Below are 24,534 nucleotides of genomic sequence, written 5' to 3'. Positions count from 1 at the left end.
GAGGTGGGCCGGGTAATTCACGCTCAGCTGGGCGCCACCATTGGCTACATCGGCAGGTCGGGCGGCAGTTGCAACGCGATGGTGATCAGCGAGTGGACGCGGTTCGCGATCACCGTCAGCAGGCCGTGCATCTCCGGGGAGGCGGCGTCCGCGGCTTCCTGCAGCGTGCGCAGGTCCGTGTCGATCTGGCCGAGCACCGCCGCGGTGTCGGCGGGGTGGCCCGCGGCGAACGCCCTCGCGATGTCCTCCAGGGGAAGACCGTGGACCTCCAGGCGTTGTACGAGGTGGATGCGGTCCACGTCGTCGGCCCGGTAGAGGCGGTAGTTGCTCGCGGTGCGCTGGGCGGGGCTGATCAGGCCCAGCGTTGTGTAGTAGTCGACGGTGCGGATGCTCACGCCGGCGCGGGCGGCGAGCTCACCGATCTTCAGCAGCGATTCGGACACATCAGTCACCTCCCAGGACTCAGAACCGTACAGTGCTACGTGCTACTGTTGGAGTATGCCTGATGAAGCCGACATAGACGGCTGTAGTACGTGGCCGGGTGCGTCTTGTTGATCGCATCCGGCTTGCTCGCCATCGTGGCCCTGACTGTAGCCACTGGCTATTTCGTCGCGCAGGAGTTCGCCTACATGGCGGTCGACCGCGGCCGCCTGCGGCAGCTGGCCGAGGGCGGGTCCAAGGCCGCCGACCGTGCCTACCGCGTGACCCAGAAGCTCTCGTTCATGCTGTCCGGTGCCCAGTTCGGCATCACGGTGACGGCGCTGCTCGTCGGGTACGTGGCCGAGCCGCTGCTCGGCACCGGCCTCGGTGTGCCGGGCTCCATGGTGATCGCGCTGGTCTTCGCGACCTTCGTGCAGATGGTGCTCGGCGAGCTGCTGCCGAAGAACCTCGCGATCGCCCGGCCCGAACGGCTCGCGCTGGCGCTGAGCTCCTCGACCCTGGTGTACCTGAAGATCGCGGGTCCCGTGATCCGGTTGTTCGACGCGGCCGCGAACAGGTTGCTGCGCGCGCTCGGCATCGAACCCGTCGAGGAGCTGCCCCAGGGGGCGACGCCGGAGGACTTCAGGCAGATCGTGGAGGACGCGGGGGAGCAGGGACACCTCGACCCCGAGCTGACGCGGCTGCTGGAGCACGGTATCGGCTTCCGCGAACTGGTCGCGGAGCAGGCGATGACGCCGCGCGTCAACGTCCACACGGTACGGTTCGACGAGCCCGCCTCGCGCGTGGTCTCGTTGCTGGACACCGGTAACTCGCGGTTCCCGGTGGTCGGCGAGGACCTGGACGACCTGCGTGGTGTCGTGGGGCTGGCCGAGGTGCTGACCCTGGCGCCGGAGCGCCGGTCCTCGACCCCGATCGAGGAGATCGCCTCGCCCGCGCTGGTGGTGCCGGCGACGCTGCCGTTGCCCGCTGTGCTGGAAAGGCTGCGCACCGAACGGCGTCAGCTCGCCTGCGTGGTCGACGAGTTCGGCGGGTTCGCCGGCGTCGTCTCGCTGGAGGACCTGGCCGAGGAGCTCGTCGGTGAGATCCACGACGAGGACGACCAGGTGCCCGACATGATCGAGAAGGTCGGCGACGACTGGCGCGTGCCCGGCCGCATGAGGCTGGACGAGGTCGAGGACGCCACCGGTGTCGAGCTCCCGGTCGACGACGCGTACGACACGGTGTCCGGTCTGGTGCTGCACCAGCTGGGGCGCGTGGCCGAAGCCGGCGACGAGGTCGAGATGAACGGCGTGCGCCTGGTGGTCACCACCGTCGCGCGCAACGTGCCGGACACGGTGGTGTTGTCCCGATGAGCATTGCCATTTCCGTCGTGCTGCTGGCGCTGAACGGCTTCTTCGTCGCCGCCGAGTTCGCGTTGATCGCGGCCAAGCGGCACCGCCTGGAGCAGGCCGCCGAGACGTCACGGGCGGCGCGTGCCGCCGTCGCGGGTGTGCGTGAGCTGTCGCTGATGCTCGCGGGTGCGCAGCTCGGCATCACGCTCTGCACACTGGGTCTGGGCGCGCTGGCCAAGCCGGCCGTCGCGGACCTGCTGGAACCGGCGCTCAAGCTGACCGGCCTGCCGGACGCGTTCGCGTACGGCGTGGCGTTCGCGGTCAGCCTGGTGCTGGTGGTGTTCCTGCACATGGTCGTCGGTGAGATGGCGCCGAAGTCGTGGGCCATCGCGCATCCCGAGCGGTCCGCCCTGATCCTGGCGCTGCCCTTCCGCGCGTTCGCCCGCTCGGTCCGCTGGCTCCTCAGTGGACTGAACTCGGTGACGAACGGCCTGCTGCGCCTGATGAAGGTCGAGCCGCAGGACGAGCTGGCGCAGGCGCACCGGCCGGACGACCTGCGGATGCTGCTGCTGCAGTCCGCCGAGCACGGCCTGATCCCCGAGGCCCAGCAACGGCTGCTGACCCGGATGCTGCAGGTCCAGCGCACGACCGTGAGCGAGGTGATGGTGCCGATCGCGGACACCTCCACGGTCAGCGAGCACACCACCGCGCGGGCGATCGAGCGCCGCAGCCTCCAGTGTGGACGGTCGCGCTTCCCGGTCACCGACCTGCGCGGCCGGTTCGTCGGTCTCGTGCACATCCGCGAGGCCATGCGTGCCACGGCGCGCGGCGAGGATCCGGCGGCGCGCGAGCTGATGGGCCCGGTGCTGACGCTGCCCGCGTCGATGCCGGTCGCCCAGGCCGTGACCGAGATGCGTGCTGCCAGGGCACAGCTCGCCTTGGTGGACAACGGCGAGGTCGTCGGCATCGCCGCACTGGAAGACCTCCTCGAAGAGCTGATCGGCGACTTCGAGGATGAAACCGACACCCGTCCGGTCGGCGTCCGCTGACCGGAGTTTCCCAGGGAGGAAACGTACATGTTCAAGCGGATGCTCAGCGCCTTCGGCGTCGGCGGCCCGTCGGTCGACACCGTGCTGGACTCGCCGCACGCCGCGCCCGGCCAGCTCGTCACCGGGCAGGTGCGCATCCAGGGTGGCAGCGCGGACGCCGAGATCGGCCAGGTCGTGCTGTCGCTCGTCACCCGCGTCGAGGTCGAGCACGGTGACCACGAGTTCGGCGGCGTGTCCGAGTTCTTGCGCGTCGTAGTGCAGCAAGGTGTGCGGGTCGGCGCGGGCCAGCTGGTCGCGATCCCGTTCCAGCTACCGATCCCATGGGAGACCCCGATCACCGCGGTCGGTGGTGGGCAGCTGCCCGGCATGACCGTGGGCGTGCGGACCGAGCTCGTGATCGCGGGCGCGCCGGACAAGGGCGACCTCGATCCCGTGCTGGTCCACCCGCTGCCCTCTCAGGACGCGGTGCTGAACGCGTTCGGGCAGCTCGGCTTCTCGTTCCGCAGCGCGGACGTCGAGGCGGGCCGCCTGCGCGGCGTGCCGCAGGAGCTCGGTTTCTACCAGGAGATCGAGTTCTTCCCGCCCGCCCAGTTCGCCGGCCGGATCCAGCAGGTCGAGCTGACGTTCGTGGCCTCGCCGCACGACCTCTACGTGATCCTCGAAGCCGACAAGCGTGGCGGGATGTTCTCGTCGGGCGGTGACGCGTTCGGCCACTTCCGGCTGTCGCACCAGGAGGCGCAGGTCGCCGATTGGGCGACGTCGATCAACGGATGGCTGGCTCAGGTGGCGGAGCGCGGTGGCGCCATGTACGGCCACGACCAGCACGGCCACCACGGTGGTCACCACGGTCGAGGCATGGGCATGGGCACGGTCGTCGCGGCCGGTGCCGCCGGTGTCGTCGGCGGCATGGTGGTCGGCGAGATGATGGACGACGCGTTCGAGGACTTCGGCGACTTCGGCGGCGAGTAAGAGCTTTCGAGACCACGACCTGAAAGGGAACCGTTGATGGAGTGGATGACGAGCCCGGAGCTGTGGGTCGCCTTCGCGACGCTGCTGCTGCTCGAGATCGTTCTGGGCATCGACAACGTCATCTTCATCTCGATCCTGGCCGGGCGCCTGCCGGAGGAGCAGCGGCGCCGGGCCCAGGTCGTGGGCCTCTCGCTGGCCCTCGTCACGCGGCTGATCCTGCTCGCGTCGCTGGCGTGGGTCATCGGGCTGACAGCGCCGTTGTTCACGGTGTGGGGTCAGGAGATATCGGGGCGTGACCTCATCCTGTTGCTGGGCGGGTTGTTCCTGCTCGGCAAGGCGACCTTCGAGATCCACGAACAGCTCGAGGGCGCCGAGCACGCCAAGGAGCGCAAGGCGGTCTCGTTCGCCAGTGTGATCGCCCAGATCCTGGTGCTGGACGTCGTCTTCTCGCTCGACTCGGTGATCACCGCGGTCGGCATGGTCGACGAGCTCGGCATCATGGTCGCCGCCGTGGTGGTCGCGATGGTGGTGATGCTGTTCTCCGCCAAGGCGATCTCGGAGTTCGTGAACCGCCACCCGACGGTCAAGATGCTCGCGCTGTCGTTCCTGCTGCTGATCGGCGGCAGCCTGATCGCCGAGGGCCTCGACCAGCACATCCCGAAGGGGTACGTGTACGGGCCGATCGCGTTCTCGGTGTTCGTCGAGTTCCTGAACCTGCGGATGCGCGCGCGGCGGTCGAAGCCGGTCGAGCTGCACGGAACGTACGTGAAGAACGACAGCTGAGGTTTGCGTTCCCTCCACTGGGGTAATCCCGCCGTGCGTCAAGCAGTCGGCGCTGTTACACCGGAAGGCCGGAGGGCGGTGACGACCTGATGACGCCTGTCCTCGACTACGCGCTGCGGGTCACGCGGGAACTGGGTTTGAGCGGCGAGTCCTCGTGCGTCGACCGGGACAAGCCGCTGCGGCTGTACATCGCGGTGGACGGCAGACATCCCGATCATCCCGGCCGTGACGTCGCCCTGCTGTGGACCGAGCGCCACGGGTGGGCGATCGCCGTCGAGGAACCCGGCGGTGCCGAGCTGACCGTGGTGGCGCGTCTGGGTGGCGCGGTGGAGCCTCCGCCGCGCACCGTCGCGCGATGGGTGCGGCGCCTGCTCGCGCAGAGCGGTGCGGTGGACGGTGAGTTCCGGGTTCCCCGAAGGGCACGTCGCCGGACCGCGGCCCCGGCGACCGAGCCGTACAACGAAAAGTCCGTCGTGCCCGCGAACTGATCGCGGGCACGACGGACTTCTTCGTTCAACCGGCTAGACGGTCACCGGCTCCTTCTCGTCCTTCTTCTGCTCCAGCTCGTCGAGCGCGGTGCCCTCGACGTCGAGCTCGGGCAGCCACCGCAGCCACTTCGGCAGCCACCAGGCGCGCTCACCGATCAGGGCCAGCGCGGCCGGCACGAGCACCATGCGGACCACGAACGCGTCCACGAAGATGCCCACCGCCAGGGCGAACGCGATCGACTTCACGGTCGGCTCGCCCGCGGGGACGAAGCCCGCGAACACCGAGAACATGATCAGCGCGGCGGCCACGACGACCGGGGCCGCCTGGCGGAAGCCCGTGGTGATGGCCTCGATCGGCTTGGCACCGCGGTGGTGCGCCTCGTGCATCCGGGACACCAGGAAGATCTGGTAGTCCATGGCGAGGCCGAACAGGATGCCGATCACCAGGATCGGCGTGAGGCTGATCAGCGGGCCGGTGCCGTCGAGGTTGACCGCGTCGGCGAGCCAGCCCCACTGGAACACCGCCACCGTGGCACCGAGCGACGAGCCGATGGTCAGCAGGAAGCCGAGCACGCCGACCAGCGGAACGAGCAGCGAGCGGAAGACCAGGACCAGCAGCACGAGCGCCAGGCCCACGACGATGGCGAGGTAGATCGGCAGGGCGCGGTCCAGTGACGTGGCCACGTCGACGCTCACCGCGGTGGCGCCGGTGACGTAGGCCTTGCCACCCTCCAAACCGGACAGTTCGGCGCGCAGGTCGGCGACGAGCTTTTCGGTCTCGGCGCTGTCCGGACCGGACTTCGGGATCACGGTGACCAGCGCGGACCTGCCGTCCTGGCTGGGCTGCGCGGGCGTCACCAGTGCGACGTCGGACAGCTTCGAGATCGGCTCGGACGCCTTGGTGGCCGTCGCGGCGGCACCGTCGCCCTCGACCAGGACGATGATCGGGCCGTTGAAGCCCTCGCCGAAGCCCTTCGCGAGGATCTGGTCGGCGCGCTCCTGTGTGGAGTTCGCCGGCGGCCGCTGGATCAGCGTGGTGTCCATGGACGCCACCGGGATCGCGACGATGCCGAGCGCCACGACCGACAGCAGCAGGGCCACGACGCGGTTGCGGGTGATCGCACCGGCCCAGCCGCGGATCACGCCGCGATCCTTGGGCTCGCTGCTCTTCTGGGCGCGTTCCTTGCGGGTCAGCACGCGGCGGCCGAGCAGGCTCAGCACCGCGGGCACCAGCGTGATGGCGATCAGCACCGCGACGACGATCGTGGCCGCGGCGGAGACACCCATCTGCGTGAGGAACGGGATGTTCGCGATCGCGAGACCCACCAGCGCGATCACCACGGTGAGACCGGCGGTGACGACGGCCGACCCGGCGGTGCCGACCGCGGTCGCGACGGCGTGGCCGACGTCCGAGCCGCGGCGCAGTTCCTGGCGGTAGCGGTTGATGATGAACAACGAGTAGTCGATGCCCACCGCGAGACCCAGCATCGAGGCGAGGATCGGCGTGGTGGACTGCAGGTCCATGAACCCGGTGGCGATCGTGATGCCGAGCGTGCCGATGCCGACGCCGATGGCGGCGCTGAGCAGGTTCATGCCCGCCGTCACCAGCGAGCCGTAGGTCAGCGCGAGCACGACCAGCGCCAGCACCACACCGATGGCCTCGCTCGGCCCGCCGACGTGCGGCGTCTCCTGCATCGCGGTGCCGCTGACCTCGACGGTCAGCCCCGCGGCCCGCGCCTTGTCGACGGCCTTGAGCAGCTCGGCGCGCTGTTCGTCGGTGACCTCACCGGGCTTCACGTCGTAGGTCACGGTGCTGTAGCCGACGTCGACGTCGCGGTTGACGCTCGGCGCGGCGGGGTCGAGCGGGTTGGTCGCGGATCGCACGCCGTCGAGCGCGGACTCGTCGGCCACCAGGTCGGTGATCGCCTTGACGTGCTGCGGCAGCTTCTGGCCGTCCGGCGCCTGCAGGACGACCCGGGCGGACGCGCTCTCGCCGGAGCCGAACTTCTCCTGGATGCGCTCGAGCGCGGTCGTCGACTCCTGGCCGGGGATGGACATCGAGTTGGACGTCTCGCCGCCGAGCGTGAAGGCGCCGACACCGGAGCCGACCAGCACGAGCAGCCAGATCAGGATGACCGGAAGGCGGTGCCGATGTGCACCCATACCCAGTCTGTAGAGCAGTTTCGCCATGGTGGTCAGGCCTCCCGGTGCCCGAGTGCGTCGTAACAGGTAGCGAGGATCAAGGGGCGCCACAGCGTCTTGTCACCCTGCTGGTTGGCCAGGAGGGTGAGCACGGCCATGGCGCTGAGCGCGCCGACGATCCGGATCGCGCGGGGCAGGTCCGTCTCGGGGTCGATGACGAACATCTCGTTGAGCAGTAGTTCGTCCTGCGCCTGCTGGGGGTCCTCACCCGGCGCCGTCATCGACCGGAACAGCAGCGAGACCATGCCAGGACGGTCGAGCGCGTAGTCGGTGAGCAACTCCAGCGACCGCCGTTCGCGAGCGGGCCCGGCCGGCATCGGCGCGACCAGGTCCAGCACGTGCCGGCAGATGACGCGGCTCTGCTCCCACGCCGCTTCGAAGAGAGCGTCTTTGCTCGGGAAGTGGTGCAGCAGACCGGCTTTGGACAGGCCGACAGCATCGGCGAGCGACTTCAACGAGGTCTGCTCGAAGCCGTGCCGTGCGAAGAGCGCGGCGGCGGCATCGAGGATCTTCTCGTCGACGCCGGACCTGGGCTGGCGTGGCATGAACACGACTTTACGGCGTTTACCAACCGATTCGGTAGGTTTACCGACCGAAATGGTCGGTGGCCTTCGTCACCATAATGGGTGAGTGGTCGAGATGAAGGCGGTCGTCGAGGTGACCGGCGGTCACCTCGTGCTGTCCGGACGGATGACCCGCCACGAGTTCGACACCGCGCTCGCGGCCATCGACGAGTACAACCGCGACGAGGACTCACCGGAGCCCTGCCTCGGCTTGCTGGAGCGGGAGCTGATCATCATGTCCGGCGGTCTGGCGGTGCGCGACACCGAGACCGGTGTCCGGATCGGACCCGGCTGCTGCTTCGGGCTGGAGGACTGGCGCGACTGGGGTGGGCTGCTCGACGGCGAGGTGCCGTGGCTCGGGCACTCGCCGACGCCGGGCGTGGAGGTCGCCGCGGGCGTCGTGACGTTGCGGCAGGACGAGGAGCGCGCCGGCGGACCCACGTGTCAGATCGCGATCGCGGAGCTGCCGGGGCACCTGGAATGCGTGCGACAGGACCTGATCGGCTTCGTGGAGCTGGTGCGGAAGTGGGCGCCGCACGGGATCGGCGAGGAGCTCGCCGCGCGGTTCGACCAGGACTTCCGCATCGGCGAGCCTCTGTGAGAATGGGCCGATGTTCGTCTTCGACGCGGAACTGTGGCTCTGGGACGCCCGCCGCATGGACACGTGGACCTTCGTGACGCTGCCCGACGACGTCTCGGACCAGATCCGCGACATCGCCACGCCGGGTGCGGGCTTCGGTGCCGTCAAGGTGCGGGCCGGGGTGGGCGCGAGCACGTGGTCGACGTCGGTGTTCCCGGACAAGCAGTCCGGCTGCTACGTGCTGCCGATTAAGGCCGCGGTGCGCAAGAAGAACGACGTCGGGCCCGGCGATGTCATCGAGGTGACCGTCGAGGTGGTCTAGGGCGTGTCCCGTGAGTCTCGTCCGCGATAGTCGCGGCCGAGGGTACCGCCTCCGGGACTCTCGACCGTGACTCTCATCGAACGGACTCACGGGACACGCCCTAGCGGGTCCAGTCGATGTCGGCGTAGATCGCGGCGTGGTCGCTGGCCGCGTGCACCTCGTTGGTCATGGTTTCGTAGACGTCCCAACGGTTGCGGGTTCGCGGACCACGCCACACGCCCTTGCGGAAGACGCCGCCGCCGGTGGCCTTCGCGAACAGTTCCGGGGTGAGCAGGACGTAGTCGATCTTGCCCTTCTCGTTCACACCCCGGTAGGTGCCGAACCGGTGGTCCCACTCGAAGTTCTCGTGCTCGCTGATGTCCCGCAGACCCGTGCGCTGGAACAACGGCCGCAGGGCCTCGCTGTCCGCGGTGTCGTTGAGGTCGCCGACGACGGCGATGTGGTCGTGGCCCTCGTCGCGCAGCCGGTTGACGATGCGGGCGATGCGGACCGCCTGGCGGAACCGGCGGCGGGCGCCGATCGGGTCGCCGGGAGCGCCGTAACCCTTGGACTTCAGGTGGTTCACGAGTACGACGACTTCGGGCCCGGCGGGCGTGCGGACGTGGTACTCGGCGCAGTCGCGCGAGAAGATCACGCCCGACCTGTCCCGCGCGTACACGTGCGTGCGGATCGTGATGACCTCGTGCGCGTCACGTGTCAGCAGGCCGACGTTGATGCCGCGCTCGTCGTTGCCGTCGATGAGGTGGACCTCGTCGTACGGGGTCCAGCCGACGTGCTTGAGCATGCTGGAGGAGAACATGTGCAGCAGCTCGCGCGACTCGGCCTCGACCACGCCGAGGACGTGGGCGCCGACGTCGCGCATCACCTGGGCGGTGTGTCGCGTGGCGAGCTCGCTGATCGGCTCGGTGGTGAGCTCGACCCAGCCGACCCACGACTCGCGACCGCTTGCCACGACTGAGGTTTCGCCGGTGCGGTGCCGCGCGAGGAACCGGCCGCGGATGCGCCGCAGCACCGCGTACTTGCTCCGGTCACCTCGCAGCAACTCCAGCGTCGTAAGGTGTTCCTTGAGTTCTTCCTTGATTTCCGGGGGGTAGGTCTCGGCGGCGATGAGCTCGTTGAAACGGGCGTGGGCGGCCAGGATCGGGGCCGCGTGTTTGGTCGCGCCGCGGCCCATCACCTTGGGGCGCTCGAACATGTTCTCCACGTTGAACGACCCGATTCGCGTGATGCTCATCCGTTCCAGGGTCGCATGTGGAGGAACGGGTCCGCCCTGGTCCGCTCGGGTGATCTTTCGCTGCGCCGATGGTGGCGGGCCGTTGGTGGCGGGTCGACGGTGGGCGCCTGACGGCGGAGGGCCGACGGCGGGCGGCCGACGGCGGGCTGGTGGTGGAAGGCCCCGTGGCTGGGCTGCCGAGTCAGGTGTGACCGGGGCCTTCCTGCCGTGCCGACATTGCCCGCTGGACCGGGGATGAACCTAGGATGAACCTTGAATCCGCTGCTGAGGGGTGATCTTGGAGTTCGGGCTGCTCGGCGCCGTCGAGGTGCGCGACGACGGTGCGCTGGTCGAGATCGGGCACGTCCGGCAACGGTCTGTGCTGGTCGCGCTGCTGGTGGAGCAGGGACGGCCGGTGCCGGTCGACCGGCTGCTCGACCGCGTCTGGGGCGAACGGGCCCCTTTGCGGGCGCGCGAGACGCTCTACGGTTACGTGTCCAGGCTCCGCAAACTGCTCGAAGTGGACATCGAGCGCTCGCCCGCCGGGTACCGGCTCAGCGTAGATCCATCGCAGGTGGATCTGTTCCGCTTCCGCGAGTTCGTGCGCGATCGCGACTTCGACGCGGCGCTCGGGCTGTGGCGCGGACAGGCGTTGGAGGGGCTCGAGTCGCCGTGGTTCGAGGCGCTGCGGGAGAGCCTGCACGCCGAACGCGTCGCCGCCGAACTCGACCGCAACGACGCGGCGCTCTCCGACGGCCGGCACGCCGCGATCCTGCCCTCGCTGCGGCAGTCGGCCGGCGAACGCCCGCACGACGAACGCCTTGCGGCACAACTGATGCTGGCCTTGCACCGGTCCGGCAACGACGCGGAGGCGTTGCGGCACTACGAGACCGTCAGGCGCCGTCTCGCCGACGAACTCGGTGTCGACCCGAGCAAGCCGCTGCGGGAGGCGCACCAGCGGATTCTCGTTGGCAGCGAGGAAGAACGCGCCGAAGGGCCGCGGCAGTTGCCGGCGCCACAGCCGTTCTTCACCGGCCGGGCGGACGAACTGGCCGCGCTCGGATCGTCCGGCACGGTCGTGATCACCGCGATCGGCGGGACGGGCGGGATCGGCAAGACCGCGCTGGCGTTGCAGTGGGCGCACCAGCACCTCTCCGACTTCCCGGACGGCCAGCTGTACGTCAACCTGCGCGGTTTCGACCCGTCCGCCGCGCCCACGCCGCCCGAGACGGTGCTGCGTGAGTTCCTGGAGGCGTTGGGGGAGGAGACGATCCCGGCCGGCCTGGACGCGCGGGCGGCCCGTTACCGCGGCGTGGTCGCGGGACGGCGCATGCTGGTGCTGCTCGACAACGCGCGGTCCACCGAACAGGTCGTGCCGCTGCTGCCCGGTCCCGACGCGACGGTGCTGGTCACGAGCCGGCTCAAGCTGGCGGGACTGGTGGCGGCGCACGGTGCCAGGTCGGTGTCGCTGGACGTCCTGCACCCGGCCGACGCGCGTGAGTTCCTGGTCGCGAGGCTCGGTCCGCAGCGGGTCGCCGCGGAACCGGAGGTGGTCGCGGACCTGGTGACCTGGTGTGGCGGACTGCCGCTGGCGTTGTCGATCGTGGCCGCGCGGGCCGCGATGGAGCCGGACTTCCCACTGGCCGCGTTCGCCGAGGAACTGCGGGAGCAGCCACTCGACGCGCTGGACGCGGGGGAGATCGGCACGAACCTGCGGGCGGTGTTCTCCTGGTCCGTGGCGGCGCTGTCGGAGGAGGCGGCGCGCGCGTTCGGCCTGCTCGGCACGGTCGGCACGGAGGACGTGAGCCTCGCGGCGGTGGCCGCGCTGCTGGACCGGCCGGTCACGCGGACGCGGATGGTGGTGCGGGAGCTGGAGAACGCGCACCTGGTGCAGCAGCACGTGCCCGGCCGGTACCGGATGCACGACCTGGTCGGACTTTACGCGGCCGACCTCTCCGCCGATGCCGGCTCCCGGCTCGCCGACTTCTACGCCGCCACCGCGCGGGCCGCCGCTCTCCAGCTGGAGCCGCACAAGGTGTTGCCGGAACACGAAAGCGGCCACGCACTGGTCTTCGAGACCACCGCGGCGGTGATGGCGTGGTTCGACGCCGAACACGCCTGCCTGATGGCCGAACAGCGGCAGGCCTTGGAACGCAGGGCTTTCGACGTCGCGTGGATGATCGGCCGCACGCTGAACAACTACCACCTCCGGCGCGGGCGCACCCTCGACGACGTGGACGCGTGGCTGCCGGCGTTGCGGGCCGCGGAGGCGTTGGGCGACTCGCTCAAGCAGGCGACCGCGCACGTGTGCCTCGGCGCCAACTACATCGAGCTGGGCCAGTCCTCGTTGGGACACAACCACTTCGAGCGCAGCCTGGAGATGTTCGCGGGCATCGGCGACCACGAGGCGCACGGCGGCGCGCATCGGGCGATGGCGTGGGCGGCGGAGTTCGAGGGCGACCTGGAGAAGGCGCTGGAGCACTCGTTGCTGGGCCTGGAGATGTTCCGCGCGGCCGGGACGGAGATCCGCGAGGCCGAGTCGTTGAACGAAGTCGGCTGGCGTTACGCGTGCCTGGGCCGCTACGCCGAAGCCCGCACGTTCTGCGAAGAGGCCATGCTGCTCAACACCAAGCTCGGCCACGCGGAGGGCTCCGCGGCCACGCTGGACAGCCTCGCGCACATCGCCCACCACGACAGCCGTCACGCCGACGCCGTAGCGCACTACCACGAGGCGCTGGCGCTGTACCGGGAACTGGACAACTCCGCCGAGCAGGCCACCGTGCGGGAGCACCTGGGCGACGTGCACGCGGCCGCCGGTGAGGACGTCCTGGCGCGCGAGCAGTGGGACCGGGCGCTGGAGCTGTACCGGGAGCAGGGCCGCGACGCGGAGGCCTCGGCCCTGGCCGAGCGAGTCTGATTCGCCCGGCCGCCACACCAACGCAGCGCAGCCCAGCCGCCGCCTCACTCGTTCGTGTTTGCTGAGGGCACGCGGGGACCCCGCGTGCCCTAGTAGGACACGTAAGGTCCCCGCGTGTCCGGCCGGTAGGCACGAACGGGTGAAGTGGGGAACGACGAGCGGGTGTCAGACGCGGCTCAGCCGGCGGCCGCTCTCGATCAGCTCGTCAGTGAACGAGTCGAGCGCCTGGGCGAAGTCGCGCTGGTCCGGCTCGTGCCAGTCCTGCAGCTGGTCGAGCAGCCAGTGCCGCCACGCCCGGACGAGCTGGGTGAACACGTCCGCGCCCAGGTCGGTGAACCGGTAGCCGTCGTCGCTGAACGCGAGGTGTCCCGACCGGACCAGGTCCTGCGCGGTGGCGGTGAAGATCCCGGCGGGCACCTCGGTCATCTCGGCGATCTCGGCGAGCGTGGCCACCCCGTCGTCCGTCGACGCCTTGTACACCCGGCCGAGCAGCCATGCCTGTTCCAGCGGCAGGTCGACGCCCGAACGCCGGAGCACGGCCGTTCCGGGATCCTCCGCGGACTTCGCGGCCACCGTGGAGACGAGCTTGCGCAGCTCGTCGTAGGAGTTCGACGGCGGCGCGGCGAAGCTCTCGCCCACACCGCTGTTGCCGGCCGCGGCGGCACGGGACGTGTCCCGCAGCTGGACCTGCGGCAGGAAGAACGCGACCGCCAGCGCCACGAGACCGATCGGCGCGGCGATCAGGAACATCGTGTGCACGGTCTCGGCGTACCCGTTGACGATCGGCGCCCTGATGGCCTCCGGCAACGCGTGGACCGCGGCCGGGCTCGCGATGGCGCGTGGATCCACCCCTGGCGGGACCACCATGTGCTTGGGCAGCTGGCTCGCGTAGATCGTGCCGAAGATCGCGACGCCGAACGAGCTGCCCATCGTGCGCAGGAAGCTGATGCCGGACGTGGCGACGCCGAGGTCGGTGTAGTTCGTGGTGCTCTGCACGACGATCACCGGCACCTGCATCACCAGGCCGATGCCCGCACCGAGCACCATCATGAACGCGCCCATGACCAGGTAGCTGGTGTCGGCGTCCAAATAGGACAGCAGGAAGAGTCCGGCGGCGAGCCCGACGGAGCCGGCGAGCGGGAAGATCCGGTACCTGCCGGTACGGCTGATCGTGTTGCCGGTGAGCAGCGCCGTGGCCATGAGCCCGGCGATCAGCGGCAGCATCCAGAGCCCGGACGCCGTGGCCGACTCGCCGCGCACGTACTGCAGGTAGATCGGCAGGTAGGTGATGCCGCCGAGCATCGCGAACCCGACGACGAAGCTCAGGATGCCCGACACCGTGAACACCCGGCTGCGGAACAATCTCATAGGCAGCATCGGCTCGGCGGCCCGCTGCTCGACGAGCACGAAGGCGACCAGCAGCACGATCGACCCGGCCGCCATCCACAGGATCGTCGGAGACGCCCACGGGTACTCGGTGCCGCCCCAGCTCGTGACGAGGGTCAGCCCGGTCGCCGCCAGTGCGATCAGCGCGATGCCGGCGTAGTCGATCTTCGGGCGGCCCTCGGTGCGGATCGTGGGCAGTGCGGCGATGGCGACGCCCACGACGGCGATGCCGAGCGGGATGTTCACGTAGAACGCCCACCGCCAGCTCAGGTGGTCGACGAACAGCCCGCCGAGCAACGGTCCGGCCACGGTCGCGATGCCGAACACCGCGCCCGCGTAGCCCTGGAACCTGCCACGTTCCCTGAGTGGCACGACGTCCGCGATGATCGCCATCGAGGTGACCATCAACCCGCCGGCGCCCAGGCCCTGGACCGCGCGGAACGCGATGAGCGTGCCCATCGAGTCCGACCAGCCCGCGAAGAACGACCCGGCCAGGAACAGCGCGACGCTGACGAGGAACGTCTTCTTGCGCCCGTACAGGTCGCCGAACTTGCCGATCAGCACCGTCATGATCGTCTCGGCGAGCAGGTACGACGTCACCACCCACGACAGGTGCGCGCCGCCACCCAGTTCGGCCACCATCGTGGGCAGCGCGGTGGACACGATCGTCTGGTCGAGGGCGGCCAGCAGCATGGCGAGCAGCACGGCCGCGATGACCAGGTTCCGCCGGCGGGTGTCGATCATCTCGGGCACGTGGGCGATGATCGCGCAGGTTGGACGACCTCGCAGGGGAGGAACACGATGGGGACCGCGCCGCACCGGGTGCGATCAGGACCCGGCGATCGCCCGTTGGCGGTGTCGGCCCGCAGCGGAGCGGACGGCGCCGGGTGGGTCGTTGACCGCGCAAACAGACTAGGCTTTGCCGCGTTCAGTCGAAGGAGGCCGTCTTGATCTTCATTACCGCCAAGTTCCGCGTCCTGCCCGAGCACGCCGAAGCCTGGCCGGACATCAGCAGGAGCTTCACCGAGGCGACCCGCGCCGAGCCCGGCTGCCTGTGGTTCGACTGGTCGCGCAGCCTCGACGACCCGAACGAGTACGTGCTGGTCGAGGCGTTCCGGGACGGGGACGCGGGCGGCGAGCACGTGCGGTCGGAGCACTTCCGCAACGCGCAGCGGGAACTGCCGCGGTACCTCGCGGAGACGCCGCGCATCGTCAGCCAGTCGGTGGAGCAGGACGACTGGTCGCAGCTGGGTGAGATGGAGGTTGCCCCACGCGGGTGAGCCTCGTCCGTATCGTTTGGCGCACGACAGATCCTCCGTCGAGGATGGCCGGATGGACGCCTTCGTGGAGTTGTCCGCCGAGCTGACCGGGTTCTCGGCGGAGGAGCTGAGGTCGACCGGACTGGTCGAGCAGTACCGTGCGCTGGCGCGGGACGCGTCAGAGGCCGAGATCATCCAACTGTGGTACACCGGGGTCTGGCGCGGGGTCATCCCGAGCTCCCGCGCCTACGCCGAAGGGCTCGCGTGGAAGGCCGTCGGGGTCGCCGCGCCGGGCACGGTGGCGCCTGGTTTCGGCAGCTGGGAACACAGACCCCGCAGCAGCACGCGATGAGGGCCGTGGTGGTCGGAGCCGGGTTCGCCGGCTCGCTGATCGCGAAGAGGCTGGGGGACAACGGGTTCCGCGTGCTCGTGCTGGAGGCGGGCGCCGAGGCCGACCAACACGAGGCGCTCGCCAGGTTCCGCACGGCGCTGGTCAAGTCGCCGCTGAAGCCGTACCGCACAACGGCGGCGGCGCCGTCGAGCGACTACCTGATCAACACCGGGCCGCACGCGTACTCGAGCCCGTACCTGCGGATGAACGGTGGCACCGGCACCGCCTGGACCGGGATCACGCCCCGGATGCACCCCGAGGACTTCCGCACCGCCGACCTGGGGCGCGGTCGCGACTGGCCGGTGGGCTACGACGTCCTGGAGCCCTACTACCGCGCGGCGGAGTGGGAGATCGGGGTCGCGGCCGACGCCGACGAGCAACGCCAGCACCTTCCCGTCGCGGACGGCTACCGCTATCCCATGCACGCCCTGCCCCGCACGTACCTCGACCACGCCATCGCGTCCGTTGTGGACGGTGCACGGATCGGCGGGCGCGAGCTGCTGGTCGTCGGCACACCGCAGGCGCGCAACGGGATCCCGACGAGCGGCTACCGGCCGGACGGGCACCTGTGCGCCGGCTACGCGAGCTGTGTGCCGATCTGCCCGGAGAACGCCAAGTACACGCCGCACCGGACCCAGAAGCTGTGGTCCGCCAACGTCGAACTCCGCACGCGGTGCGTGGTCAATCGGGTGCACGCGGACGAGTTCGGGCGTGTCACCAAGGTCAGCTACCAGCGCTACGAGGACGACACGTCCGGCAGGCACACGCGGCACGAGGAAGAAGCGGACGTGGTGGTCCTGGCCGCGCACGCCATCGAGAACGCCAAGCTGCTGCTCATGTCCGGGCTCGCGAACAGCAGCGACCAGGTCGGCCGCAACCTGATGGACCACCCGGCGCTGCTGACGTGGGCGCTGATGCCGCAGCAGGTCGGGCCGTTCCGCGGGCCCGGCTCGACGACGGGCATCGAGGCGTTCCGCACCGGGCCGGAGCGCCGCACAAGGGCGCCGTTCCGCATCGAGATCGGCAACTGGGGCTGGGGCTGGTCGGCCGGCAGTCCCGACACCGACACGGCCGAGCTCGTCGCGGCGGGACTGCGGGGCAAGGCGTTGCGGGCGGCACTCGCCGAGCGCGTCGGACGGCAGTTCACGCTCCAGTTCGAGATCGAGCAGGAGGCCGACCCCGCGAACCGGGTCACGCTCGACCACACGCGGACCGACCCGCTGGGCAATCCGCGCCCGTCGATCCACTACGGACTCTCCGACTACGTCAAGGACGGGCTGCTGGCCGCGAAACGGGCCTCGGACGGGATCTTCGAGCTGCTCGGCGCGGAGGACCACACCTCGTACAAGCCGGACGAGGAACGGTACTTCGAGCACGACGGAGAGCCCCTGTGCTGGTGGGGTGCGGGGCACGGCGGCGGCACGCACGTGATGGGCGGCTCGCCGCACGACTCCGTGGTGGACCAGTGGCAACGGTGCTGGGACCACCCGAACCTGTACGCCGTGGGGTGCGGCAGCATGCCGTCGCTCGGCACGTCCAACCCCTCGCTGACGATGGCCGCGCTCACCCTGCGCACGGCCGACCACCTCGTGGCCCACCTCCGCAGCCCGATCGCGGTCAGCACCGAGGAACCCGTGTCCTGACCGGCCCGCTACGTGCCGAGCTCAGCCAGGCGGCCACGCTGGCGCTGGATCATCAGGATCGCGGCGGCGACCGCGATGATGACGGTCCCGTTGCCGAACGCCCACAGCACGGCGTTGTCGTGGACGACGTCCCGCGACACGGACGGGTCGCGGAACACGGGGTTGACCTGGGTGATCAGCAGAACCTTGAGCGCGACGGAGACCGCGAGGCAGGCGAGGGCGGGCTTCGGCGCGCGCGTCGACACCGCCAGGACCACGCCGAGCGGTCCCCACGGCAGGTAGTAGTAGATCGGGCTGCCGGCCGCGAACGTGCCCACGAGCGAGCCGGGCCGCGGGTCGGCCAGCAGCTGCGGGTTCCACACGATCTGCTCGTAGAGGTTGCCGAACAGCCACATGCACAGCAGAGGGACGACCAGCCGCGAAAACTCACCTGGCCATGATGGACGAAATGTCGAAAGCTTCGTGACGTCGATCGACGCAGGGGTGGCGGTGGATCGCCGCCAGTCGACAACGAGGAGAGACCATGCGGTTCATGCTGATGCACCGGGTCCGTGAAGACGACTCGGCTTCGTGGGAGCCGAGCACCGAGCTCGTCGAGCGGATGAACGCGTTCGTGGAGAAGCTGGGCGCGAACGGCGTGATGCTCGGCGGCGAAGGTGTGCAGAGGGAAGGCGCGGTGGTGCGCAGGCGCGGTGCGGCGGTGAAGGCGGTCGACGGGCCGTTCGCCGAGGCCAAGGAGGTCGTCGGCGGGTTCCTGCTGATCAACGCGAAGGACCTCGCGGAGGCCACGGCCGTCGCTCAGGAGTACATCACGTGCTTCGCGGGCGTCGAGGAGATGTCGGTGGAGGTGCGGCAGGTCGTCGAGGCGGAGGACATCGAGCCCTACCTGAACAGGTAGCGCAGCTCGACGACGAACCACTCGCCGTCGAGCTGACACGGCCCGCCTGGGTGAAGCCGCACGTCCTCGTCGTCCAGGGCGACGAGAACGTGCGGCCCCTCCAGGTCGAGGGTCTGGCCCGCGACCGTGCGGACGCTGACGTCGTCGGGCCGGATGTCCAGCGGCTCGGCGAGGTTCTCTCCGAGGTCCTTCAGCTCGACGAGCCGGTTGCGGTAGAACGCCGCACCGATGTTGGTCAGCCGGTGCACGGGTGACACGGGCCGGTACACGTGACCGCCGCGGTGCTCCGAGATGAACCGGGGCTCGCTGCCGTCGAGCCAGTCCATGCGACCTTCCGAGCCGTCGATGCTCAGCACGACGTACGGGTTGTGGTGCAGGTGCCACGGGTGGGTCTCGCCGGGCGCGAGCGCCACCTCCCACACGCGGACCACCGGGTCGTCGTGGAGCACCCGCTGCCCGACGTCGACGAGGACGATCTCCTCACCGGACGGCGACAGCACGACGTCACCCCGCAAGGTGCACCTCCCGCAGGTAGTGGTCCTGGACGGACCGCCACGAGCCGGCGGTCCACGGCTCGACGTGGGCGATACAGGCGTCCGGTCGCAGCAGCACCGCGACCTCGCCGAGGCGGTCGCGCACCGACGAGCCGGGGTCGAAGTAGGCACGGGAACGCAGACCGGAGTCGTGCGGCGCGTCCCATCGGCTCACCACCACCTGACGCAACCCGGCGGGGTCCTCGGCAGGCAGGAACGGCCGGCGGCGCGCGTCGGTGAGGTGCAGGGCGACGAACGAGTCCCGGCACAGCTCGTGCAGGTGGACCGGGCCGCGCAGGCCGAAGACCCGCAGGTCCGGAGCCCGGTCACCCACGCGGAGGGGACCCGAGCGGCTCATCGACCAGTCGGGACCCAGCCGCACGCCGAGCAACGTCCTGGTCATCGCGTCCTGCCACCCGGTGACGGAGCCGGAGCGGCGGTCCATCACCACACGGGCCGCCTCCGCCAGTGCACCGGAACCGTGGACGGCCACCGGCTTCTGCTCGGTCTCGTAGCCCTCCAGCAACGCGGCCGTCGCCCAGCCGCGGTGGACCCACGCGAGCCGCCACGGCAGGTTGGACGCGTCGAGCACACCGGTGTTCAGGCCGAGCGCCCACATCGGCGTGATCAGGTGCGCCGCGTCGCCCATCAGGAACACGCGGCCGTCCTGCCACGACGACGCCACGCGGTGGTGCACGGTGTAGACGTTGCTGCCCAGCACTTCCAGTTCGTCGACCTCGCCGATGAAGTGCCGGGCCTTCTCCCGCAGCCCGTCCGGACCGGGCGCGTCCCGGCCGGGAGCCAGCGGGAACACGAACCGCCAGCAGTGCGGCTGCCGCACGAGGACCATCCACTCCTCGCGGTCGCCGAAGTACGCCAGGTACGGGTAGTCGCGCGGGTGGGTGACGTCGAGGTCGCACACGAGGTCGACCAGCATGTACCGCTGCTCCAGCGTGTGCCCGTCGACGGCGACACCGAGCCGTTCCCGCACGACCGAGCGTCCGCCGTCGCAGCCCAGCACGTACGCGGCCGCGAACTCGACGATTCCCTCCGGAGTGGACAGTCGCAGCGTCACGCCGTCCGCGTGCTGGGAGAAGTCCAGCAACCGATGCCGCATCCGCAACGCACCAGGCGCGCGTTGCTCCAGAACGGCGGCGAGCACGGGCTCCAGCTCGTGCTGCGGGACGTTCACGACGAACGGGAACCGCGTCTCCCCGGCCAGCGCGGAGGTCAGGACACTGCCGGTCGACGTCCCGGTCGCCCGGTCCAGCTCGCCGATCTCGTCGATGCGCAGCGACGCCTCCAGCACGGGTCCGAGCGCGTCGTAGCGGTCCAGCACCTCCAGCGTGCGCGTCAGCACCGTGCCCGCCTTGGTCTCGCTGGACAGGTCGGCGCCGGCCTCGAAGACCACGACGGGCACGCCGTGCGAGACCAGCCCCAGCGCGGTGATCAAACCGATCGGCCCCGCGCCGACGACGGCGACCGGCAGAGTGGTGTTCATCCGTCCTCCCCGCCTCTATGTTCGACCACGAGGGTGCCTTCGGGGGAGGGAACATCATGAGGAAAGCGGTTTCAGCCGTTCTGGTAGCTCTGCTCGTCGCAGGCTGCGGGGCATCGCCGCGGTCCGTCGAGTACAACCAGGTCAAAGTCAGCTATCTGACGTCGTTCAGCACGTTCGGCCGCGACGCGTACGTCTACGTCGCCCAGGAGAAGGGCTTCTTCGAGCAGGTGGGGCTCGACGTCACGATCACTCCGGGCACGGGCAGTGTCGACGTGCTCAAGCTCGTCGCGGGCGGTCGTGCGGACTTCGGCGTCGCCGACTTCACCGCCACCGCGATCACCGTGGCGAAGGAGAAGCTGCCGGTCACCGTGGTCGCCGCGATCCAGCAACGGTCGCTGGCCGCGATCGTCGCGCTGGAGGGTGGCGGCATCAGTAGGCCGGCGGACCTGGTGGGGAAGAAGATCGCCGACCAGCCGGGTTCGACGAACCAGGTGATGTTCGGGGTCTACGCCAGGGCGGCGGGCATCGATCCGGCGCGGGTCCAGTTCGTGCCGTCCGCGCCACCCGCGCTGCCGCAGCTGCTGGCGGCCGGGCAGGTCGACGGGATCGGCCAGTTCGTCGTCGGCAAGCCGCTGATCGAGGCCGCGGCCAGGGGCAGGAAGGCGGTCGTGCTGCCCTACGGCGACCTGGTTCCGGACCTCTACGGCAACGCGCTGGTGACGTCGAAGGAGATCGCCGCGAACAGGGCCGCGCTGGTGCCCAGGTTCACGGGCGCGTTGCTGAAGGGCCTGCGGTACTCGATCGAGCACCCGGACGAGGTCGGCGCGATCCTCAAGAAGTACCAGCCGACCCAGGACGCGGGCGTGGCGAGCGCCGAGGTCGGGCTGATGGCGCCGTACGTGCGGCCGTCCGGGTTCAGCGGCCCGATCGGCGAGCTGACCGAGCCGCGAGTCGAGAAGGTCGTCCGCACGCTCGTCGAGGCCGGCGCGGTCCCGGACGGGTCGTTGCGCGCGGGCGACCTCGTGTCCTTCGGGCTGGCGCCGAAGTGATCACCCTGCACGGCGTCTCGCACTCCTTCGGCGGCGTGCACGCGCTGGACGGCATCGACCTGGAGGTGGGCGAGCGCGAGTTCGTCGCGGTGATCGGGCGGTCGGGCTGCGGCAAGTCCACGTTGCTGCGGCTCGTCGCCGGGCTGCTCACGCCCACCGGCGGCGAGATCCTCGTGGCCGGTGAGCAGGTCACCCGGCCGCGCCGGGACGTCTCGGTCATGTTCCAGCGCCCGGCGTTGCTGCCGTGGCGGTCGGTGCTGGCCAACGTCCTGCTGCCGCTCGAGATCTTCGGCCGGAACGGCCACCGGGACACCGCTCGCGAGCTGCTCGACCTGGTCGGGCTCAGCGGGTTCTCCGACCGGCTGCCGCACGAGCTCTCCGGTGGCATGCAGCAGCGGGTGTCGCTGTGCCGGTCGCTGATCCAGAGTCCGCGGGTGATGCTGATGGACGAGCCGTTCTCCGCGCTGGACGCGATCACCCGCACCGAGCTTTCCGAGGAGCTGCAACGGGTTCAGCTGGAACAGCCGCGCGCTGTGGTCTTCGTGACGCACTCCATCGACGAGGCGGTGCTGCTCGCCGACCGGATCGTGGTGCTCAGCCCGCGGCCCGGCCGCGTGCACCGGGTCGTGGACGTGGACCTGCCCCGGCCGCGTGCGCTCGGTCAGGCCGAGCTGGACGCGGTGAGCCGGCAGCTGCGCGGGTTGCTGGGGGAGGTGACGGCGTGAAGGTCGTGCTGCCCGTGCTGGGTCTGCTGGCGATCATCGGCGGGTGGTGGCTCGCGACCGTCGCGTTCGGGATCGACCCGTTCCTCGTGCCGTCGCCGGCCGACGTCGTCGCGTCGTTCCTGGAACTGCCGGGCTACCTGCTGGAGCAGGCGCTGATCACGTTGTGGGAGGCGGTCGCCGGCTTCGCACTGTCCATTGTGATCGGTGTGCCGCTGGCGTTGCTGATCGTCGGTTCGCCGGTCCTGGAACGGATGTTCTACCCGCTGCTGGTCGCCCTCAACGCCGTGCCGAAGGTCGCGATCGCGCCGATCGTGGTGGTGTGGTTCGGGTTCGGCATTTCCTCGAAGGTGCTCATGGTGGTGCTGGTGTGCATCTTCCCGATCGTGATCTCGACCGCGTCCGGCATGAAGTCGACTCCGGGCGAGCTCGTCGAGCTGTTCCGGTCGCTCGACGCCACGCGCACGCAGGAGTTCTTCAAGCTCCGCCTGCTGCACGCGTTGCCGCAGGTCTTCGTCGGGTTGAAGGTGTCGATCACGCTGGCGGTCATCGGCGCGGTGATCGGTGAGTTCGTCGGCGCCGACGCCGGACTGGGCTACGTGATCACCGCGTCCGGCGGCAGCGCCGACACCTCACTGGCCTTCGCGGCGATGGCGCTGCTCGCGGTCATCAGCATCGGGCTCTTCCACGGGCTGAGCTACGCCGAGCGGAAGCTGGTGCCGTGGGCTGAGGAACACCGGGTCCTCTAACGGGACAGACGGTCCAGAAGCTCGCCGAGTAGCGCCCGTTCTCCCGGCGTGAGGTCGCCCGGATCCACGTCGACCAGCGCGCGGAGCGTGAGCGCGGCGCTCGCTCGGGTGGCCGGGGCATCGGTCGCGGGGGACTGCAGCACGCCGGCCAGCGCGGCCTCGCGGACGCGCCGGGACAGCTCGAAGTCGGGCTCCGGCTGCGTGATCAGGGTCAGCGTCACGCCGACGTTCGCGGCGAGCACCTGTTCGGCGGCGTCGTCCGCGGGCACCTTCAGCAGGCCTCGGGCGGCGGCCCCGGTGAACCGGTCGCGCAGCGCGGCGTGCGCGGGAGCCGTGACGGCGCAGGGCCTGCCGGGTTCGGCCCGGCCGTAGAGCAGGCCGTAGAACGACGGGTGTTCCAGCCCGAACCGCACGTGCCGGTCCCAGCCCTCCCGCAGGTCGCCGAGGGGGTCACCGGAGCTCTCCACCGCCGTGTACTGGGTGAAGCCGTGGTTCAGCACGGCGTCGATCAGGCCCTGCTTGCTGCCGAAGTGGTGGTAGAGCGTCGGCGCCTGCACGCCTGCTCGTTCGCACACGGCCCTCGTGGACACCGTGCCGCCGTTCTCCAGCAGCTCCGCCGCGGCGAGCAGGAGCCGATCCCGTGCGTTCTGCATGTGGCTATAGTAGCCGCTGTAGCGCTACATTGAGTGCTATAGCGAAAGGAGAAGTGCGATGAGGACCTGGTTCATCACGGGAGGCACGCCCGGAGGGTTCGGCCTGGCCTATGCCGAGGCCGCGCTGGAACAGGGCGATCAGGTGGTGCTGACCGCACGCCGGCCCGATGAGCTGCGGGCATGGGCCGCACGGCACGGCGATCGCGTGCTGGTTCTCCAACTCGACGTGACGGACGCCGAGCAGGTGCGCGCGGCGGTCGCCGCGGCGGAGAAGCGCTTCGGCGGGATCGACGTGCTCGTCAACAACGCGGGCCGCGGCTGGTACGGCTCGGTGGAGGGGACCCAGGACGAGACGGTCCGCCGCACGTTCGACCTCAACCTGTTCGCCGTGGTCGAAGTGGTGCGCGCGGTCCTGCCGGGCATGCGGGCGAGGGGCGACGGCTGGATCGTGACCATGTCGTCGCTGGCCGGGCTGGCCGGCGTCGAGGGGTTCGGCTACTACTCGGCTGCCAAGTTCGCGCTCGAAGGGCTGTCGGAGGCGCTGCGCCAGGAGGTCGAGCCGTTCGGCGTGCGCGTGCTCGTCGTGGAGCCGGGAGCGTTCCGCACCAAGGCTTACGCGGGCTTCCGGGACGAGCCCGTGCACGAGACGGTCGACGCCTACCTCGGCCTGGTGGAGGGCATTCGCGCGACGTTCGCGGAGCAGGACGGCAGGCAGCCGGGTGATCCCGAACGTGGGGTGCGGGCCGTGATCAGTGCGATGAACGCACCTGTTCCGCCGCGGCGGCTTGTGCTCGGCGGCGCCGCGTACGACGCCGCCGTCGCGATGCACGAGAGTGCGCTGGTCGAGCTTCGCGAGAACGAGAAGCTCTCGCGTGGTGCGGACTTCTAGCGT

25 protein-coding genes are annotated in these 24,534 nt (G+C 70.1%); 16 read left to right on the top strand and 9 right to left on the bottom strand.

Going from position 1 to position 24,534, the window contains the following annotated elements; all coding sequences use genetic code 11:
* Positions 1-44: 44 nt before the first annotated feature.
* On the bottom strand, positions 45-443 hold the full coding sequence (locus tag ACRSBM_RS20375) for a MerR family transcriptional regulator (protein WP_434445210.1): 399 nt from the start codon (positions 441-443) through the stop codon (positions 45-47).
* A 135-nt stretch (positions 444-578) separates the two neighbouring features.
* Between ACRSBM_RS20375 and ACRSBM_RS20370 the strand changes: the two genes are divergently transcribed.
* From ACRSBM_RS20370 to ACRSBM_RS20350, 5 genes are all read left to right on the top strand, one after another.
* Positions 579-1,793, top strand: a complete 1,215-nt coding sequence (locus tag ACRSBM_RS20370; protein WP_434445209.1) for a hemolysin family protein — start codon at positions 579-581, stop codon at positions 1,791-1,793.
* Positions 1,790-2,821, top strand: a complete 1,032-nt coding sequence (locus ACRSBM_RS20365) for a hemolysin family protein (RefSeq protein WP_434445208.1) — start codon at positions 1,790-1,792, stop codon at positions 2,819-2,821. Before ACRSBM_RS20370 ends, ACRSBM_RS20365 begins: the two co-directional genes overlap by 4 nt.
* Before the next feature lie 27 nt (positions 2,822-2,848).
* Positions 2,849-3,790 carry a sporulation protein gene (locus tag ACRSBM_RS20360; RefSeq protein ID WP_434445207.1) on the top strand — a complete coding sequence of 314 codons (942 nt, stop codon included), beginning with the start codon at positions 2,849-2,851 and terminating at the stop codon, positions 3,788-3,790.
* A 36-nt stretch (positions 3,791-3,826) separates the two neighbouring features.
* Positions 3,827-4,573, top strand: coding sequence for a TerC family protein (locus ACRSBM_RS20355; RefSeq protein ID WP_434445206.1), 747 nt, complete (start codon positions 3,827-3,829; stop codon positions 4,571-4,573).
* A gap of 89 nt (positions 4,574-4,662) precedes the next feature.
* Positions 4,663-5,061 (top strand): DUF6292 family protein, encoded by a 399-nt coding sequence (locus ACRSBM_RS20350; RefSeq protein ID WP_434445205.1) that lies wholly within the window; start codon positions 4,663-4,665, stop codon positions 5,059-5,061.
* A gap of 33 nt (positions 5,062-5,094) precedes the next feature.
* Here ACRSBM_RS20350 and ACRSBM_RS20345 read toward each other — a convergent pair whose 3' ends face one another.
* Both ACRSBM_RS20345 and ACRSBM_RS20340 read right to left on the bottom strand, forming a co-directional pair.
* Complete coding sequence (locus ACRSBM_RS20345; protein ID WP_434445204.1) at positions 5,095-7,251, bottom strand: MMPL family transporter; 2,157 nt, start codon at positions 7,249-7,251, stop codon at positions 5,095-5,097.
* Between the two features lie 5 nt (positions 7,252-7,256).
* On the bottom strand, positions 7,257-7,808 hold the full coding sequence (locus ACRSBM_RS20340; RefSeq protein WP_434445203.1) for a TetR/AcrR family transcriptional regulator: 552 nt from the start codon (positions 7,806-7,808) through the stop codon (positions 7,257-7,259).
* Positions 7,809-7,893: 85 nt separating this feature from the next.
* Here ACRSBM_RS20340 and ACRSBM_RS20335 point away from each other — a divergent pair, with 85 nt between their 5' ends.
* Positions 7,894-8,427 carry a hypothetical protein gene (locus ACRSBM_RS20335; RefSeq protein WP_434445202.1) on the top strand — a complete coding sequence of 178 codons (534 nt, stop codon included), beginning with the start codon at positions 7,894-7,896 and terminating at the stop codon, positions 8,425-8,427.
* 10 nt (positions 8,428-8,437) lie between these two features.
* On the top strand, positions 8,438-8,728 hold the full coding sequence (locus ACRSBM_RS20330) for a DUF1905 domain-containing protein (protein WP_434445201.1): 291 nt from the start codon (positions 8,438-8,440) through the stop codon (positions 8,726-8,728).
* Between the two features lie 100 nt (positions 8,729-8,828).
* Here ACRSBM_RS20330 and ACRSBM_RS20325 read toward each other — a convergent pair whose 3' ends face one another.
* Positions 8,829-9,962 (bottom strand): endonuclease/exonuclease/phosphatase family protein, encoded by a 1,134-nt coding sequence (locus ACRSBM_RS20325; RefSeq protein WP_434445200.1) that lies wholly within the window; start codon positions 9,960-9,962, stop codon positions 8,829-8,831.
* A gap of 271 nt (positions 9,963-10,233) precedes the next feature.
* On the opposite strand from ACRSBM_RS20325, the gene ACRSBM_RS20320 reads away from it, so the two are divergent.
* Entirely contained in the window at positions 10,234-12,858 is a 2,625-nt protein-coding gene (locus ACRSBM_RS20320) for a BTAD domain-containing putative transcriptional regulator (RefSeq protein ID WP_434445199.1), read from the top strand.
* A 165-nt stretch (positions 12,859-13,023) separates the two neighbouring features.
* On the opposite strand, the gene ACRSBM_RS20315 is transcribed toward ACRSBM_RS20320, so the two are convergent.
* Positions 13,024-14,988 (bottom strand): MDR family MFS transporter, encoded by a 1,965-nt coding sequence (locus tag ACRSBM_RS20315; RefSeq protein ID WP_434453145.1) that lies wholly within the window; start codon positions 14,986-14,988, stop codon positions 13,024-13,026.
* Positions 14,989-15,191: 203 nt separating this feature from the next.
* Here ACRSBM_RS20315 and ACRSBM_RS20310 point away from each other — a divergent pair, with 203 nt between their 5' ends.
* The 3 genes from ACRSBM_RS20310 to ACRSBM_RS20300 are packed head-to-tail and all read left to right on the top strand — an operon-like array spanning position 15,192 to position 17,537.
* Complete coding sequence (locus ACRSBM_RS20310; RefSeq protein ID WP_434445198.1) at positions 15,192-15,524, top strand: putative quinol monooxygenase; 333 nt, start codon at positions 15,192-15,194, stop codon at positions 15,522-15,524.
* Between the two features lie 52 nt (positions 15,525-15,576).
* Positions 15,577-15,855 (top strand): hypothetical protein, encoded by a 279-nt coding sequence (locus tag ACRSBM_RS20305; protein WP_434445197.1) that lies wholly within the window; start codon positions 15,577-15,579, stop codon positions 15,853-15,855.
* Complete coding sequence (locus ACRSBM_RS20300) at positions 15,852-17,537, top strand: GMC family oxidoreductase (RefSeq protein WP_434445196.1); 1,686 nt, start codon at positions 15,852-15,854, stop codon at positions 17,535-17,537. The genes ACRSBM_RS20305 and ACRSBM_RS20300 overlap by 4 nt, the downstream gene beginning before the upstream one ends.
* 8 nt (positions 17,538-17,545) lie before the next feature.
* On the opposite strand, the gene ACRSBM_RS20295 is transcribed toward ACRSBM_RS20300, so the two are convergent.
* Complete coding sequence (locus tag ACRSBM_RS20295; protein WP_434445195.1) at positions 17,546-17,932, bottom strand: hypothetical protein; 387 nt, start codon at positions 17,930-17,932, stop codon at positions 17,546-17,548.
* Between the two features lie 128 nt (positions 17,933-18,060).
* Here ACRSBM_RS20295 and ACRSBM_RS20290 point away from each other — a divergent pair, with 128 nt between their 5' ends.
* On the top strand, positions 18,061-18,435 hold the full coding sequence (locus tag ACRSBM_RS20290; RefSeq protein ID WP_434445194.1) for a YciI family protein: 375 nt from the start codon (positions 18,061-18,063) through the stop codon (positions 18,433-18,435).
* On the opposite strand, the gene ACRSBM_RS20285 is transcribed toward ACRSBM_RS20290, so the two are convergent.
* The gene (locus tag ACRSBM_RS20285; protein WP_434445192.1) at positions 18,420-18,950 is read right to left on the bottom strand and encodes a hypothetical protein; all 531 of its coding nucleotides are present in this window, start codon (positions 18,948-18,950) and stop codon (positions 18,420-18,422) included. The genes ACRSBM_RS20290 and ACRSBM_RS20285 overlap by 16 nt on opposite strands.
* The gene (locus ACRSBM_RS20280) at positions 18,940-20,469 is read right to left on the bottom strand and encodes an FAD-dependent monooxygenase (RefSeq protein WP_434445191.1); all 1,530 of its coding nucleotides are present in this window, start codon (positions 20,467-20,469) and stop codon (positions 18,940-18,942) included. Before ACRSBM_RS20280 ends, ACRSBM_RS20285 begins: the two co-directional genes overlap by 11 nt.
* 56 nt (positions 20,470-20,525) lie before the next feature.
* Between ACRSBM_RS20280 and ACRSBM_RS20275 the strand changes: the two genes are divergently transcribed.
* The 3 genes from ACRSBM_RS20275 to ACRSBM_RS20265 are packed head-to-tail and all read left to right on the top strand — an operon-like array spanning position 20,526 to position 22,989.
* Positions 20,526-21,518 (top strand): ABC transporter substrate-binding protein, encoded by a 993-nt coding sequence (locus tag ACRSBM_RS20275; protein ID WP_434445190.1) that lies wholly within the window; start codon positions 20,526-20,528, stop codon positions 21,516-21,518.
* Positions 21,515-22,243, top strand: a complete 729-nt coding sequence (locus ACRSBM_RS20270) for an ABC transporter ATP-binding protein (protein WP_434445189.1) — start codon at positions 21,515-21,517, stop codon at positions 22,241-22,243. The genes ACRSBM_RS20275 and ACRSBM_RS20270 overlap by 4 nt, the downstream gene beginning before the upstream one ends.
* Positions 22,240-22,989 (top strand): ABC transporter permease, encoded by a 750-nt coding sequence (locus tag ACRSBM_RS20265; RefSeq protein WP_434445188.1) that lies wholly within the window; start codon positions 22,240-22,242, stop codon positions 22,987-22,989. The genes ACRSBM_RS20270 and ACRSBM_RS20265 overlap by 4 nt, the downstream gene beginning before the upstream one ends.
* Here the strand turns inward: ACRSBM_RS20265 and ACRSBM_RS20260 are convergent.
* On the bottom strand, positions 22,986-23,642 hold the full coding sequence (locus ACRSBM_RS20260; protein ID WP_434445187.1) for a TetR/AcrR family transcriptional regulator: 657 nt from the start codon (positions 23,640-23,642) through the stop codon (positions 22,986-22,988). The two genes, ACRSBM_RS20265 and ACRSBM_RS20260, sit on opposite strands and share 4 nt — an antisense overlap.
* 58 nt (positions 23,643-23,700) lie before the next feature.
* Between ACRSBM_RS20260 and ACRSBM_RS20255 the strand changes: the two genes are divergently transcribed.
* A complete protein-coding gene (locus ACRSBM_RS20255; RefSeq protein ID WP_434445186.1) occupies positions 23,701-24,531 on the top strand; it encodes an SDR family NAD(P)-dependent oxidoreductase in 831 nt (276 codons plus the stop codon).
* Positions 24,532-24,534 lie beyond the last annotated feature (3 nt).

Origin of the sequence: Lentzea xerophila (assembly GCF_051094245.1) — a bacterium.
In the GTDB taxonomy this organism is placed as follows: Bacteria; Actinomycetota; Actinomycetes; order Mycobacteriales; family Pseudonocardiaceae; genus Lentzea; species Lentzea xerophila.
The sequence above is the reverse complement of the archived record's forward strand: the minus strand, read 5'-3'. Positions and strand labels throughout refer to the sequence as shown.

What these genes read in the sequence shown, in the direction of transcription:
- ACRSBM_RS20365 (WP_434445208.1), top strand. Translation starts at nt 1,790, where the DNA reads ATGAGCATTGCCATTTCCGTCGTGCTGCTGGCGCTGAACGGCTTCTTC.
- ACRSBM_RS20360 (WP_434445207.1), top strand. Translation starts at nt 2,849, where the DNA reads ATGTTCAAGCGGATGCTCAGCGCCTTCGGCGTCGGCGGCCCGTCGGTC.
- ACRSBM_RS20355 (WP_434445206.1), top strand. Translation starts at nt 3,827, where the DNA reads ATGGAGTGGATGACGAGCCCGGAGCTGTGGGTCGCCTTCGCGACGCTG.
- ACRSBM_RS20350 (WP_434445205.1), top strand. Translation starts at nt 4,663, where the DNA reads ATGACGCCTGTCCTCGACTACGCGCTGCGGGTCACGCGGGAACTGGGT.
- ACRSBM_RS20345 (WP_434445204.1), bottom strand. Translation starts at nt 7,251, where the DNA reads ATGGCGAAACTGCTCTACAGACTGGGTATGGGTGCACATCGGCACCGC.
- ACRSBM_RS20340 (WP_434445203.1), bottom strand. Translation starts at nt 7,808, where the DNA reads ATGCCACGCCAGCCCAGGTCCGGCGTCGACGAGAAGATCCTCGATGCC.
- ACRSBM_RS20330 (WP_434445201.1), top strand. Translation starts at nt 8,438, where the DNA reads ATGTTCGTCTTCGACGCGGAACTGTGGCTCTGGGACGCCCGCCGCATG.
- ACRSBM_RS20325 (WP_434445200.1), bottom strand. Translation starts at nt 9,962, where the DNA reads ATGAGCATCACGCGAATCGGGTCGTTCAACGTGGAGAACATGTTCGAG.
- ACRSBM_RS20315 (WP_434453145.1), bottom strand. Translation starts at nt 14,988, where the DNA reads ATGATCGACACCCGCCGGCGGAACCTGGTCATCGCGGCCGTGCTGCTC.
- ACRSBM_RS20305 (WP_434445197.1), top strand. Translation starts at nt 15,577, where the DNA reads ATGGACGCCTTCGTGGAGTTGTCCGCCGAGCTGACCGGGTTCTCGGCG.
- ACRSBM_RS20300 (WP_434445196.1), top strand. Translation starts at nt 15,852, where the DNA reads ATGAGGGCCGTGGTGGTCGGAGCCGGGTTCGCCGGCTCGCTGATCGCG.
- ACRSBM_RS20295 (WP_434445195.1), bottom strand. Translation starts at nt 17,932, where the DNA reads ATGTGGCTGTTCGGCAACCTCTACGAGCAGATCGTGTGGAACCCGCAG.
- ACRSBM_RS20290 (WP_434445194.1), top strand. Translation starts at nt 18,061, where the DNA reads ATGCGGTTCATGCTGATGCACCGGGTCCGTGAAGACGACTCGGCTTCG.
- ACRSBM_RS20280 (WP_434445191.1), bottom strand. Translation starts at nt 20,469, where the DNA reads ATGAACACCACTCTGCCGGTCGCCGTCGTCGGCGCGGGGCCGATCGGT.
- ACRSBM_RS20275 (WP_434445190.1), top strand. Translation starts at nt 20,526, where the DNA reads ATGAGGAAAGCGGTTTCAGCCGTTCTGGTAGCTCTGCTCGTCGCAGGC.
- ACRSBM_RS20260 (WP_434445187.1), bottom strand. Translation starts at nt 23,642, where the DNA reads ATGCAGAACGCACGGGATCGGCTCCTGCTCGCCGCGGCGGAGCTGCTG.
- ACRSBM_RS20255 (WP_434445186.1), top strand. Translation starts at nt 23,701, where the DNA reads ATGAGGACCTGGTTCATCACGGGAGGCACGCCCGGAGGGTTCGGCCTG.